Raw genomic sequence first — 13787 nt, 5'->3', positions numbered from 1 at the left:
TCACTTGGCCGCGCGGGCGGTGACGGCGGCGTAGTCGTGGCTCGCGACGAGTTCGATGCCGTCGGGCAGCGCGTGCAGACGGTGGATCGTGGTGAAGGCGGCGTCCCGGTCGGCGTCGAACAGCTTGCCCGGCATCGGCGCCTTCTCCCGCAACAGGTCGACCTGCAACTTGCTCCAGACGGCGTCGCCCGCGAACAAGACGCGGCTGCCGTCGTCCACCGCGAGCAGCACGCCGATGCTGCCCGGCGTGTGGCCCGCGAGATCGACCAGCAGCACCGACCCGTCGCCGAACAGGTCCTTGCTGCGCGGGAAGGTCAGCACCGGCGGTCCGTCCAACTCGAAGCGGTCGAAGTTGCGCCCCCGCAGCGGGCCGCGCGCCACGCCGGCCGGAGCGTGCCGACCGCCGAGCGCCCAGTCGTATTCCGCGCGCGGCAGGCGGATCTCGACCGAGGCGGGCAACTCCAGCAGACCCGACACATGATCCCAATGCAGGTGGGTCGGCACCACGAAATCGATGTCCTCGCCGGCGACATCGTGCGCGGCGAGCGCGTCGGACAGGCCGAGCACCGGCTTGTCCGGCGCGACGAGCAGCGGAACGGGGAACGGCAGTTCGGGCAGCACGCGATCGTGCACGCCCGCGCACAGGGCGGGATCGATGAGGAAGCGGGCCTTCGGATGCTCGACCAGGAACGCCGCCATCGACAGCCGCATCTCCCGCAGGCTACGCACGCCCTCGGCCACGATGGTGGTCGGCGCGGACATGGTGGCCTGGGTCAGCACGGTCAGCCGGACGGTCGCGCTCGCGGCCAGCGGCGGCAGCACCTCGAGGTTCGCCAGCAGCTCCTTGTCGGGGCGGCGCGGCCGCAACAAGCGGCCCGGCGTGGCGGCCAAGGCGGCGCAGCAGCGCAGCAGGACGGGCAGAGTGGGCGTGCGCTCGGCACGGGTGTCGGCACCGCTGTCCGGTTCGGTCACGGTGCCACGGTATGCGATCATCGCCGGATCGCGAAAGAGCCGGGCTGGCAGCGGATATGCGACCTTGCTCAGGGCGGATTCTCCGGCATAATCGCGGGGGTACCGTTCTCGAGTGAGTGACAGCAGCCGGGGCGACGGGGAGGGAGAACGCGATGCGGCCCAGTCTTCCGGACGGGCACCGCGGTGCACCGGAGAACGACGGTTCGCTGGGTCGTAGCCGGCACACCGCTCTCACGTGCGCCGCCGTCCTGGCTGTCGCGGACCTATTGGGTGTCGACGCCGCCGCGGTGTCGACCACCTCGCCCTTCACCGATCTCGGCCTCGGTTCCACCCAGCTCGCGAGGCTGACCGCCCATCTCGAGGACGCCATGGGAGTCGAGGTTCCGCTGACCGCGATCTACGACCATCCGGACATCGAACAGCTTGTCGAGTACCTCGCGATGCGATGAGCGGCGCGCCCACGGATTCCGCCGGCTCGCATCCCCCCGTCTCCGTCATCGGCATCGGCTGCCGACTGCCCGGAGCGGCGAGCGCCGCCGAGTTCTGGCGGCTGCTGGTCGAGGGCCGCGACGCCACGTCCACCCCGCCGACCGGACGGCTTGGTTCCCGGCGCGGCGGGTACCTGGACGACGTCGAGTCCTTCGACAACGACTGGTTCGCCATCTCCGACCGCGAGGCCGCGGTGATGGACCCGCAGCAACGGCTCGCGCTGGAAGTCGCGGTCGAGGCGCTGGACGACGCCGGGATCGGCTATCGAGTCCGGGGTTCCGGCGCCGCCGTCGTCTTCGGCGCGTCGGGGTACGACCACGGCATCGCGGTGCTCGGCCGCGCCGGCCACGACGCTCCCTACGCGGTGACCGGCTCCGCGCTCAGCATCATCGCCAACCGGTTGTCGTACGTGCTCGATCTGCACGGACCGAGCCTGGTGCTCGACAGTGCCTGTTCGTCCTCGCTCGCCGCGGTGGACCTCGCGGTTCGGCTGCTGGCCGACGGCACGGTGCCGTTCGTCATCGTGGGCGGCGTCAATCTGGTGCTTCTCGAGCACACCTCGAACTACCTGGCCGACAGCGGTTTCCTCTCACCGGGCGGACGGTCGGCGCCGTTCGACGCCACCGCCGACGGTTACGCCCGCGGCGACGGCTGCGCCGTCGTGGTGCTGCAACGCAGCGCGGACGCGGTGCGCGAGGGCAACCGGGTGTACGCGGAGATCGTCGGGACCGCGGTCGGGTCGGACGGGCGCTCGAACGGCCTGTACGCGCCGAACGGCCGCGCGCAGCAGGAGACGTTGCGCACCGCGTGGTCGCGGGCCGGGCGCGCGCCGAGCAGCGCCGGGTACATCGAATGCCACGGCACCGGAACGCCGCTGGGCGACGCGGTGGAAGTCGGCGCGCTCGCGGCGGCGCTCGGCGACGGCGCGGGCGATCCCCTCTGGATCGGTTCGGTGAAGTCGAATATCGGACATCTGGAAGCCGCCGCCGGAGTCGCCGGGATGGTGAAGACCGCGCTGTCCATCCATCACGGGGTGATCGCCCCGACGATCCACCTGCACACCGAGCACCCTCTGCTGCACTTGGCCGAACGGGGCCTGCGCGTGCCGACCGAGCCGGTGGATTGGAGCCGGGTGGCCGCGCCCGAACGCGTGGCGGGGGTCAGCTCGTTCGGATTCGGCGGCACGATCGCGCACATCGTGCTGCGCGGCGTCCCGCCGACCCGGCCGGATCATGGTGACCATTTCCCGATGCTGCTGCCGCTCACCGCACGCGACGACGAGGACCTGCGCGAACGCGCACTGCGGCTGGCCGGCGAATTGGACGAGGAACGGCCCCCGTTGCCCGAGTTCCTGTCCGCCACGGCGCGCTCGATCTCCGAGCCGACCAGGGCCGCGATCGTCGCGCACGATCGCGCGGACGCGGTGCACCGACTGCGCGCCTTCGGCCGCGGCGACGCCGATGCGGCGCTCGGCCCGGTGGTGAGCCGCCGCCGCGGCGGGCTGCTGTTCCTGTTCTCCGGACAAGGTGGTCAGCATCCGAAGATGGGCCGCGCGTTGGCGGCGCGGTATCCGGTCTTCGCCGCGGCGCTCGCCGAGGCGACCGACGCGATCGTGACGGCGGGCGGGCCGCGGGTGTGGACGCCGCGCCACGGCTTCACCGCCGCCGGTGAGACGCAACCCACCGATCTGGTGCAGCCCGCCTTGTTCGCGTTCCAGATCGCGCTGGTGGAATTGCTGGCGGCGTGGGGGATTCGCCCCGACGCCGTGGCCGGGCACAGCTCGGGCGAGATCGCGGCGGCGGCGGTGAGCGGCGCGCTGTCCCTCGCGGATGCCGCGCGCGTGGTGGTGCTGCGCAGCGCGACCCTGGCGCATCTGGACGGGCACGGCGCGATGGCGGTGCTGGAGGCGGACCAGGACGAAGCCGCCAGACTCGTGGAACCGATGCGGGCGGAGGTGGCCATCGCCGCGGTCAACGGCCCACGATCGGTGGTCGTGTCCGGGACGCCGCGTTATATCGACGCACTGGTGCGGCGAGCCACGCGCCGCACCATGTTCGCGCGCAGGCTCGCGGTCGACTTCGCCGCGCACAGCCCGCAGGTCGCTACCGTGCTCGCGCCGTTCGTCGGCGCGTTGACCGAGATCGCCCCGCTCGTCCCGCGCCTGCCGGTGTATTCGACGGCGCGGCGGGGCGTGAAACTCACCACCGCGGCCATGGACCGCGACTACTGGGCCGAGAATGCCGCGGGCACGGTGGAGTTGGCGGCCGCGCTGGAGCGCGCAGCCGGAGACGGATTCTCGACCGTGCTCGAGATCGGCCCGCATCCGGTGCTGCTCTCGGCGGTGCGGGAATATCCGGACTTCCGCGACGGCGCGCATTCCGTGGCCACGCGCGAGGACGAGACGAGCGGCTTCCTCACCGGCGTGGCCCGGCTACACCTGGAGGGGCGTCCGATCGACTGGTCGGCGCTCGGCCCCTTCACCACGTCCGCGCCGCGGCGGTGGCGCAAGCGGAAGTTCCCGCTGCTGGTGGCCGGGCCCGCGAGCGCGCATGTCCCCGAAACCGGCTTCGAGGCCGAAGATCTCGCCGATCACGTGGTCCAGGGCGACAACATCGTCCCCGCCGTCTTCTGGCTGCGCAGGCTCCTGCATCTCGCCCGCGACACCGTGGGGACGACCGCCGTGGCCGACTTCGCCGTGCACGAGAGGACCGACCCGAGCGTTCTGCCCGAGGTCGTCTACCGCGGGCCGGGGCCGGAGGAAAGCGTACGGGCGGAGGTCACGGGCACCAGGACGCTGGCTTCGGCCCGGCCCGCCGGTGACCCCACACCCGCCGATATCGTCGCATGGATGCGGGTGGTCGACGCAAATCGGGCCGCGCGGCATCACATGCGCGTGGTCACCACCGGCGCGTTCTACCAGGAATTGCGCCGCAGGCGGCTGGAGTACGGGCCCCGGTTCCGCACGTTGCGCGGCATAGCCGCGGGCACCGGACGTGCGCTGGGATTGTTCGACGCCGCCGAATTGCATCACACCGCAACGCTGGACGGCTGTCTGCACGTGCTCGCCGCTGCGGTCTTCGACGAACTGCCCACGACGTCGATTCCGCTGCCGATCGGCATCGATGCGGCTTGGTTGTCGCACGAGCCGAATCGCCACGTGCTCGAGGTACACGCCCTGATCCGGGAGCGCAGCGATACCGGGCTGGTCGGCGACGTCGTCGCGACCGACCAGCACGGCGTGCCCTGTCTCGCCTTCTCCGGCGTGCACGTCCGTTACGCCGACGCGGCGGACGAGGAAAGCTCCGGCGGGTTCCGCGTGGCGCGTGCCGAGCAGGCGACGCAGACCGCGCCCTTCCGCCAAGAGGTCTGGGAGACGTGCGATCCCGGCTCGCTCGGGCTCGGCGGCCCGGCCGGAACCCTCGTGCGGCGTGCGGTGGTGGTGGGCGCGTCCGATCTCGCGGTCCGGCTCGCCCGCGCGCTGGACGCCGAGTTGCCGACCGAACGGATCGCGCGTGAACCGGACGACGCGAGCCCGCTCGTCACCGCGATGCCGACCGGGCGCGGCGGCGGCCACGGCGTAGTGGTCGTGTGGCCCGCGGACTCCGGCGCGCACGACGACGAGAGCGCCGCCGCGACCACCGGTCGCATTCTCGAACTGCTGCAACTGATCTCCGGCCACGACGCCACCGCGTCCATTACGGTCGTGCTGCCGGTCTCCCGGGCCGACGAGCCCGGCGCGGTGGCACCGGTCGTCCCCGCGGCCGTAGCCGGGCTGGTGCGCTCACTCCAGCTCGAGACGGACCGGCCGGTGCGGCTGGTCTGGACCGACCCGGACCTCGGAAACCTGCCGCTGCTCACTCGGCTGGCGACCACTGCCGACAGCGCGCTTCCCGGCGAGCTGCGCCTCTCGGCGGGCGAGGTCGCGGTGCGGCGCTTCACGCCCGCCCGAGCGCGCGCCCTGCCGGTGGTCGGCATCGACCCGAGCGGAACGTACGTCGTCACCGGTGGGCTGGGCGCGCTCGGTTCGGTCGCCGTGCGCTGGTTGCTCGAGGCGGGCGCGCGCGACGTCGTGGTGCTGACCCGCGCGCCGCGCCCGGTGCCCGCCCTGCTCGACGGCTTGGAGGACCGCATCGTCGTGGTGCGCTGCGATGCCGCCGACCGGGTCGACCTGGCCAACGCGCTCAGCGATATCCGAGCCTCCGACTCGGTGATCCGCGGCGTCGTGCACGCGGCGGGAGTACTGGAGGACGCCGGGTTCGACGCGGTCACCGCGGGCCAGCTGGCCAGGGTGTTCCTGCCCAAGTCCACCGCGGCGGGCAATCTGATCGAACTCACCGCCACCGACACCACCGACTTCGTTCTGCTGTTCTCCTCGGCCACCGGTGCGCTCGGAGCCCCGGGGCAAGCCGCTTACGCCGCCGCCAACGCGGCCATGGATGCCCTCGCACAGCGCGATCCGGGCAGGCGGATCCTGAGCATCGGCTGGGGCCTGTGGGACGCCGGTCTCGCCGCGGCGGCGGGTGGAGCGGGTCATCTGCGGCGAGCGGGCGTCGCGGCGTTCGACGTGCGGCACGGAAGCGCCGTGCTGTCCCAGGTCCTGCGGTACGACGGCCCCTATCTGCTGGCGCTGGAACACACGCCGACGACCGACGCCTCCCCGGTCGCGATGCGGTTGACGAATCTGCTCGCGCCGACGCTCGATGCGCGTCCCGATCGCACCCGATCCGCCGCGACACCCGAGCCCGCCGAACCGCTGACCACGACCATCCGCCGCGTCCTGGCGACCACGCTCGATCTGCCCGCCGAACGCATCGACCCGGCGGCCGACTTCAACGACCTCGGGCTCAGCTCGCTGCTCGCGATCGAGATGCGACGGAACCTGGAAGCGCGGCTGCGCGTCCGGATCGCCACCGCGGAGTTGTTCAAGCACCCCACCATCACCGCCCTCGGCGCGGCCCTGCTGGATCGGGTCGCCGCGAACCTGGGAGCGGACTCGTGACCAGCGCCGACCACCCGGCGGCCAATGGATTCGCGACTTCGGTGGCCGCGTGGGCCGCCACGCGGCCGGACGAGCCCGCCTTCACCGAACTCCGCTTCCGCGTTCAGGAGCGCGAACCTGTCACGCTCACCTACGCCGGCTTGCACGCCGCGGCGGGTGCGCTGGCGGCACGGTTGCGGCAGGAGAGCGCGCCCGGTGACCGAGTCGGCATCCTGTGCGCCCACGGAATCGATTACGCGGTCGCGTTTCTCGCCTGCCTGTACAGCAATCGAGTCGCGGTGCCGCTGTTCCCGGCCGCGGGCACCCGCAACCGCGACCGTCTGCAAGCCGTGCTGGCCGACGCCCGGCCCACGCTCGGTCTGATTTCGGCGCACGACGAGATCAGCGCACCGATCCTCGGACCCGCACTGGGCCGCGTACTCACCGTGGCGTCGGCTCTGCCTGTCCCCGAGTATGTCCCGGTCGAGCAGAGCACCGCGTCTCCGGTGGCCGCGGCGGCGGGTGCGGCACGGTACGCGGAATTCCTGAAGACGCCTTTCGGCACACAGGCGGTCGGGTCGGTGACGGATTCGTCCGCACTGGACGTCGCTGCGCCGGTCATAGATCCGGTATCCGACAACCTGGCCTACTTGCAGTACACCTCCGGTTCGACCAAGTCTCCCGCAGGCGTCCGGGTCACCCACGAGAACCTCACCACGGCGTTGACGCAGCTCGGGCACGCCGTGTCGGGCGCGGACGATCGGCCGATCGTCACCTGGCTGCCGTTCTTCCACGACATGGGTCTGATCCTCGGCCTCGCGCTGCCGCTGTTCCTGGGCGTGCACGGCATCACGCTGGCGCCTGCGGAGTTCGTGAAGCGCCCCGCCCGGTGGTTGCACGCCATCGCCGACTACCGCGCCGGCACTACGGGATGCCCCGATTTCGGACTGAAACTCGCGGTGTCCGGCACTACCCCCGCCGAGCGAGCCGGGCTGGACCTGTCCGGATTGGACCTCGTGCTCAACGGCTCGGAGCCGGTCCGCGCCGACGTGCTGGAGGCGTTCACCGAGACCTTCGGCCCGTACGGTTTCCGCCACCACGCGCACACCCCCGGCTTCGGCTTGGCCGAGGCCACCCTCACAGTCACCGTCTGCGGCCGGCACGATGCCCCGGTGTGGCACCGATTCGACCGGGCGGCACTGGCCGAGGGGCGCGCGGTCGCCCTACCCCAGACCGCGCAGGCCGGGGACGGTGTGCCGCTGGTCGGGTGTGGCGCACCCGTCGGGCAGGAGTTGCGCATCGTCGATCCGATGGCGGGGACAGTGCTGCCCGCGGGACGCGTCGGCGAGATCTGGGTGGCCGGAGACAATGTCTGCGACGGCTATTTCGGCAGGCCGGACGCCACCGCGGAGGTCTTCGGCGCCACGGTGCCCGGAAGCGGCGCCCGCTGGCTGCGCACCGGGGATCTCGGGTTCCAGCATGAAGGGCAGCTCTATATCGCGGGCCGCCGCAAAGACGTCATCGTGGTCGACGGACGCAATCACTATCCCGCCGACATCGAGGCGACGGTGCAGGCATGTGCTCCGGAGGTCAGATCGGGCCACGTGACGGCGTTCGGGCACGACGACGGGCTCCGGGAAGACTTGGTCGTGGTCGCGGAACTGGTCACGATCGGCGGACGCGAACCCATCGAACTCTTCGCCCTGGCTCGGCGCATCCGCACCGCGGTCGCGTCCGCGCACGAGGTGATGCCGGGAGCGGTGCTGCTCGTGGAGGCGGGACGGATTCCCAAGACCAGCAGCGGAAAATTGCGCCGCGGCGAGTGCAGGGCGCGCTATCTGGCGGGGACCCTGGGCCCGGTGGCCATGATCTGATCTGCTCGATCAGTGCTCGGGTCGGCCCATGAGCCGATCGGTCTCGCGACGCTCACGCTTGGTGGGCCGCCCCGCACCGCGATCGCGACGAGGCATGCTCGCCACTATCTCACGCGGGGGAGGGGGCGGACTGCAATCGATCAAGCATTGCGCGGCGATCGGAGCGCCGACGCGCTTGGTGACGATCCGCTCCACGATGACGATACGTTCGACGCCGCCCGCCCGGATGCGGACCTCGTCACCGGGACGCACGGGCTGCGCGGGCTTGGCCGTCGCGCCGTTCACCCGGACATGTCCACCACGACAGGCTTCCGCGGCAGCGGATCTGGTCTTGAACAAGCGCACCGCCCAGGTCCACGAGTCGACGCGGGCCTGGGTAGCGCTGCTCTGGATGCCGGATTCGGCGCGGGCCACTCGTCAGACGATACGGCGTGCGGTGACCACCATGTCGGGGCGCAGCGGCGTGTAGGACACCGGCGTACCCGTCTGCACCGCGTTCAGGAGCTTGTTGTCGCCCGCGTAGATGCCGACGTGACCGCCGCCGTTGGTGATGACGATGTCACCCGGCTTCAGGTCGTGGTAGGCCACCGGCGCGCCGACGTGCGACTGCTCGAAGCTGGTGCGGGGCAGTTCGATGCCCGCCTGGCGGAACGCCCACTGGACGAGGCCGGAGCAGTCGAAGGAGCGGGGACCCGCGGCGCCCCACGAGTACTGAGCGCCGACCTTGGTCCTGGCGGCGTCGAGGGCGATGTCGCCCGGGGAGTTGTTCTGCTGCTGACCGAACAGGCCCGGCAGCATGGGCGCGAAGTTGGGAGCCTGGGGAGCGACCTCTTGCGGCGCCTGGGCAGGGGCGGCGGGAACGGCCGCGAGCGCCTGCTGGATCTGCTGATTGAGCTGCTGGACCGGCTGTTCCCATTCTTGCGGAACGTCGAAATTGCCGACACCGGGAACGTTGATGGTCGCGGCCATGGCCGGAATCGCGGGCATGGCGCCGGTCGCGGCCACCGCACCCATGACAATCGCACCCTTGACGGAATTCGGAACCCGAGAATCCCGTTGCAAGCTGTGTTTACCCACCGAGCTACGTCTCCGATCTTGCTGCTCTCCCGCCGACCGGGTTAGCTGACGGGTTCGGGCCGGGAGAGCGGCCCTACCCCACGACCGGCATGGCCGCGAGGATTCACCCCAGACGAACCTGTGGGTCCCCGGCACGACAGCCGAGACCGGTTGGCCCCGACAGCCGTTTAGGCGGTAACTAGTGGCGCCGTTTCACTTACGAAGCGACTTGTTCCACTAAGTCACGAAGAGATTACGGTGCCGACGCGATGTTGTCCAGCGCACAGAGCAGCATCTTTTCCATCACCGCGGGTATCGCTGCACCCTTGGCGGGAAACGGGCGTAACAGCTCGGGTCACGAGCAGATCTCACTGCTCGGCCGAGGTCACGGAGAGGACAACCGCGCTCAGTATTGCCCGCGGTGCACCGCGCGCTCGAGCTCGTCGATCCTGCGGCGCGCCTCGGCCAGCTCGACCTCGAGTTGGCCGAGCGCCATGACCAGCGGACCGACCGCGAGATCGGCGACCAGTTGGGGATCGTCGTAGCCGCGTTCGATCGCGACGAGAATGTTGGACCGAATGCGCTGGGCTACCGTGGCGCCCGCGGGGACGTTCCAGGACCCGACCACTTCGGCGAGGCTCGCTGGCGTCGGTTCGTCGGACATGCCCCTCCGTTCTCCCGCGCCGTGGCGCGCGACCATTCTGGCGAACCGCCACCAGCCTAGGGAACCGGCGGCGAGAGCAATAGTGCAATACCGGCCGCTAGGGCTTTCTAGGACACGCCGTAGATGCGCCCAGATTATCCGGACGAAACGCGCTACGGTGTCCGGGCATGGACCCCGTGCGGAATCCGTATGCTCCCGGAGCCGGACAGCGCCCACCCGAATTGGCCGGGCGCGACAAGCAACTCACCGCTTTCGACATCGTTCTCGAACGCGTCGCACGTGGCCGCCCGGAGCGCAGCGTCATGCTCACCGGCTTGCGCGGCGTCGGTAAAACGGTGCTGCTCAACCAGCTTCGCTCCGCCGCGATCTCGCGCGGCTGGGGCACTGGCAAAATCGAGGCGCGGCCGGACCAGGAACTGCGCCGCCCGCTGTCCTCGGCGCTGCACATGGCGGCGCGGGCGATCGCGACGGCGCACCGCAATCCGGAGCGGGTGGACGACTTCCTCGGCATCCTCAAGGCTTTCGCCTTGCGGGCCACCGCGGACAAGGGCATGCGGGAACGCTGGCAACCCGGCATCGACGTACCGGCGGTGAGCGGCCGGGCCGATTCCGGCGATATCGAGATCGATCTGGTGGAGCTGCTCGTCGAGGCGGCGGCGCTGGCCGGCGATATCGGCGTCGGCATCGCGATCTTCATCGACGAGATGCAGGATCTCGGACCCGCCGACATCTCCGCGATCTGCGGCGCGTGCCACGAACTGAGTCAGGACGCCGCGCCGCTGATCGTCGTCGGCGCGGGCCTCCCACACTTGCCCGCCGTGCTGTCCGCGTCGAAGAGCTACTCGGAGCGACTATTCAGCTACCACCGGATCGACCGGCTGGACCGGGAATCCGCCGACCAAGCGCTGATCGCGCCCGCCCGGCGCGAAGACGTGAAGTTCACCGACGAGGCGCTGGATGCGCTGTACCGCAAGGCCGATGGCTATCCGTATTTCGTGCAGGCGTACGGCAAGGCCGCCTGGGATCAGGCCCCGGAGAGCCCGATTACGGCCGAGGACGTCGAGGTGGCCTCGCCTGCCGCGGAAGAGGAGCTGGCGGTCGGGTTCTTCGGTTCCCGTTACGAGCGAGCTACGCCCGCCGAACGCGAATACATGCGCGCCATGGCCGACCTGGCCGGCGACGACGGACCGGTGGCGACCGCGGCGGTGGCCAACGAACTCGGCCGCAAGCCGGCATCGCTCTCGCCCGCCCGTGACGGTCTGATCAAGAAAGGTCTCATCTATTCCGCCGAACGCGGCACCATCGGCTTCACGGTCCCGCACTTCGGCCGCTACCTGCGCTCGGTGTGAGCGCCCGGCCAGGCGTCCCGCGGCTGATTGCCGACTATTCGCCCGTCTTTCAAGATCACTAGATATTCGTAGATTTATCTCGACCAGCAGCCCTACCGATGGGTAACAAACCCTCCTACACTCGGATGTGATCCTGATCACGTCCGAGGGAGGACATCATGGCGACAGCCGCGAAAGTCGACGCCACCGAAGAGCAGGCCCGCGCACTGGTCGAGGAGTCCCGCGAAACGAGCTGGGCCAAGCCGTCCTTCGCCAAGGAGATGTTCCTGGGACGGTTCCGGCTCGATCTCATCCATCCGTATCCGCAGCCCGGTCCCGAGGACGCCGAGCGCACCGACGCGTTCCTGTCCCGGCTGCGGAAGCTGTGCGAGTCGATCGACGGATCGGTGATCGAAGCGGAGGGCCGGATCCCGGACGAGTACGTCAAGGGCCTGGCCGAACTCGGCTGCTTCGGCTTGAAGATCCCGCACTCTTATGGCGGCCAGGGACTTTCCCAGGTCGGTTACAACCGCGCGCTGATGCTGGTCGGCTCGACGCATCCGAGCCTCGGCGTCCTGCTGTCGGCGCATCAGTCCATCGGGGTGCCCGAGCCGCTCAAGCTGGCAGGCACCGACGAGCAGAAGGCCGAATTCCTGCCACGCTGCGCGGCCGGGGCGGTCAGCGCGTTCCTGCTCACCGAGCCCGATGTCGGTTCCGACCCGGCCCGGATGGCCAGCACCGCGACGCCCACCGACGACGGTGAGGCCTACCTGCTCAACGGCGTGAAGCTGTGGACAACCAACGGCGTGGTCGCCGAGCTGCTGGTGGTGATGGCACGGGTGCCCAAGAGCGAGGGGCACCGCGGCGGCATCTCGGCGTTCGTGGTCGAAGCCGATTCCCCTGGCATCACCGTGGAGCGGCGCAACTCCTTCATGGGCTTGCGCGGCATCGAGAACGGCTTGACCCGCATGCACGACGTCCGGGTGCCCAAGCGCAACTTGATCGGCCGGGAGGGCGACGGCCTCAAGATCGCGCTCACCACCTTGAACGCGGGCCGGCTGGCCATTCCCGCGATGTGCACCGCGGCCGCCAAGTGGTCGTTGAAGATCGCGCGTGAGTGGAGCACCCAGCGCGTGCAGTGGGGCAGGCCGGTCGGTGAGCACGCGGCCGTGGGCCAGAAGATCTCGTTCATCGCGGCGACGACGTTCGCCCTGGAAGCGGCGCTCGATCTGTCGGCCACCATGTCCGACGAAGGCCGCAACGACATCCGGATCGAGGCGGCGCTGGCCAAGCTGTGGGCCAGTGAGATGAGTTGTCAGATCGCCGACGAACTCGTGCAGATCCGGGGCGGCCGGGGCTACGAGACGGCGGCTTCGCTCGCCGCGCGGGGCGAACGGGCCGTGCCCGCCGAGCAGCTGGTGCGCGATCTGCGGATCAACCGCATCTTCGAGGGCTCCAGCGAGATCATGCGGCTGCTGATCGCCAGGGAGATGGCCGACGCGCACATGGCGGCCGCGGGCGCGCTGGTCGACCGCAAGGCCGAGTTCAAGGACAAGGCGAAGGCGGCGGTCGGCGCGACGGGTTTCTACGCCAAGTGGTTCCCGCAGCTCGCGGTCGGCGCGGGGACGGTGCCCGCGGCATACACCGAATTCGGCGTGCTCGCCCGGCACCTGCGATTCGTCGAGCGCAGCGCGCGCAAGCAGGCGAGGTCGCTGATGTACGCGATGGGCCGCTGGCAGGCTGGCCTGGAGTACCGGCAGAACTTCCTCGGCCGGATCGTGGACATCGGCGCCGAGTTGTTCGCGATGTCGGCGGCCTGCGTGCGGGCCCAGGCATTGCGCGCCGCGGACGCGCCGGAAGGCAAGGCGGCCGAGGAACTGGCGGACGTCTTCTGCAGGCAGTCGCGGCTGCGCGTACGTCGGTTGTTCGACGCACTGTGGGAGAACACCGACGATGACGACCGCACCCTTACCCGCGGCGTGCTCGACGGCCGGTACGAGTGGCTGGAGAGCGGCGTCCTCGATCCGAGCGAGGGGACCGGGCCCTGGATCGCCGAGTGGCAGATGGGCGCATCCACCGAGGAGAACCTCCTGCGGCCCTTCCTGCCGTCGACACGTCCGCGCGCGGAGGCCTGAGCGAAGCAGCGGGTCCGTCGCGGGCGAGGCGCGTGCGACGGACCCTCGCTCTCGCAATATTCACCGGTATCGGATTTCTCCTAGAAAGACGCAGATTCTCCTCGGCGCACCGAGGATCTAAATCTAAAGGAATCTAGTCGCTGAACTATCGTTCCGTAGATTTTCCTGTGCGGGGCGGCGAGCGCTGCTGGATCGACCGGCAGCCTCGGTTGGGCAACGTGTCCATAACGGCAGGTGTGGGCCGGTAACGGCGCGGAAATCCAGTCCGACAACTGGGCAGGAAGCGCCGAT

General features: G+C 70.2%; 9 protein-coding genes and 1 riboswitch. Of the genes, 5 read left to right on the top strand and 4 right to left on the bottom strand.

Features of this window, described 5'->3' with window-relative positions; all coding sequences use genetic code 11:
• On the bottom strand, positions 1-972 hold the full coding sequence (locus tag GVY64_RS13315) for an MBL fold metallo-hydrolase (RefSeq protein ID WP_236566799.1): 972 nt from the start codon (positions 970-972) through the stop codon (positions 1-3).
• Positions 973-1124: 152 nt separating this feature from the next.
• On the opposite strand from GVY64_RS13315, the gene GVY64_RS13310 reads away from it, so the two are divergent.
• The 3 genes from GVY64_RS13310 to GVY64_RS13300 are packed head-to-tail and all read left to right on the top strand — an operon-like array spanning position 1125 to position 8313.
• Positions 1125-1421, top strand: a complete 297-nt coding sequence (locus GVY64_RS13310; RefSeq protein ID WP_159841092.1) for an acyl carrier protein — start codon at positions 1125-1127, stop codon at positions 1419-1421.
• Positions 1418-6460 carry a type I polyketide synthase gene (locus GVY64_RS13305; protein WP_159841090.1) on the top strand — a complete coding sequence of 1681 codons (5043 nt, stop codon included), beginning with the start codon at positions 1418-1420 and terminating at the stop codon, positions 6458-6460. The genes GVY64_RS13310 and GVY64_RS13305 overlap by 4 nt, the downstream gene beginning before the upstream one ends.
• Positions 6457-8313: a fatty acyl-AMP ligase gene (locus tag GVY64_RS13300; protein WP_159841088.1), complete on the top strand. Its 1857-nt coding sequence runs from the start codon at positions 6457-6459 to the stop codon at positions 8311-8313. The genes GVY64_RS13305 and GVY64_RS13300 overlap by 4 nt, the downstream gene beginning before the upstream one ends.
• Before the next feature lie 9 nt (positions 8314-8322).
• Here GVY64_RS13300 and GVY64_RS13295 read toward each other — a convergent pair whose 3' ends face one another.
• The 3 genes from GVY64_RS13295 to GVY64_RS13285 all read right to left on the bottom strand — a co-directional run bounded on the left by GVY64_RS13295 (position 8323) and on the right by GVY64_RS13285 (position 10033).
• On the bottom strand, positions 8323-8727 hold the full coding sequence (locus GVY64_RS13295; protein WP_236566798.1) for an RNA-binding S4 domain-containing protein: 405 nt from the start codon (positions 8725-8727) through the stop codon (positions 8323-8325).
• Between the two features lie 3 nt (positions 8728-8730).
• Positions 8731-9327 (bottom strand): C40 family peptidase, encoded by a 597-nt coding sequence (locus GVY64_RS13290; protein WP_159841086.1) that lies wholly within the window; start codon positions 9325-9327, stop codon positions 8731-8733.
• A 78-nt stretch (positions 9328-9405) separates the two neighbouring features.
• Positions 9406-9574: riboswitch (cyclic di-AMP (ydaO/yuaA leader) on the bottom strand.
• A gap of 201 nt (positions 9575-9775) precedes the next feature.
• Complete coding sequence (locus tag GVY64_RS13285; RefSeq protein WP_159841084.1) at positions 9776-10033, bottom strand: hypothetical protein; 258 nt, start codon at positions 10031-10033, stop codon at positions 9776-9778.
• A gap of 167 nt (positions 10034-10200) precedes the next feature.
• Between GVY64_RS13285 and GVY64_RS13280 the strand changes: the two genes are divergently transcribed.
• Entirely contained in the window at positions 10201-11382 is a 1182-nt protein-coding gene (locus GVY64_RS13280; RefSeq protein WP_159841082.1) for an ATP-binding protein, read from the top strand.
• A gap of 158 nt (positions 11383-11540) precedes the next feature.
• Positions 11541-13496 (top strand): acyl-CoA dehydrogenase family protein, encoded by a 1956-nt coding sequence (locus GVY64_RS13275; RefSeq protein WP_159841080.1) that lies wholly within the window; start codon positions 11541-11543, stop codon positions 13494-13496.
• Positions 13497-13787: the final 291 nt, after the last annotated feature.

It is taken from the genome of Nocardia sp. CY41, assembly GCF_009829325.1.
Taxonomy (GTDB): Bacteria; Actinomycetota; Actinomycetes; order Mycobacteriales; family Mycobacteriaceae; genus Nocardia.
This window is presented reverse-complemented; position numbering and strand designations above follow the sequence as displayed.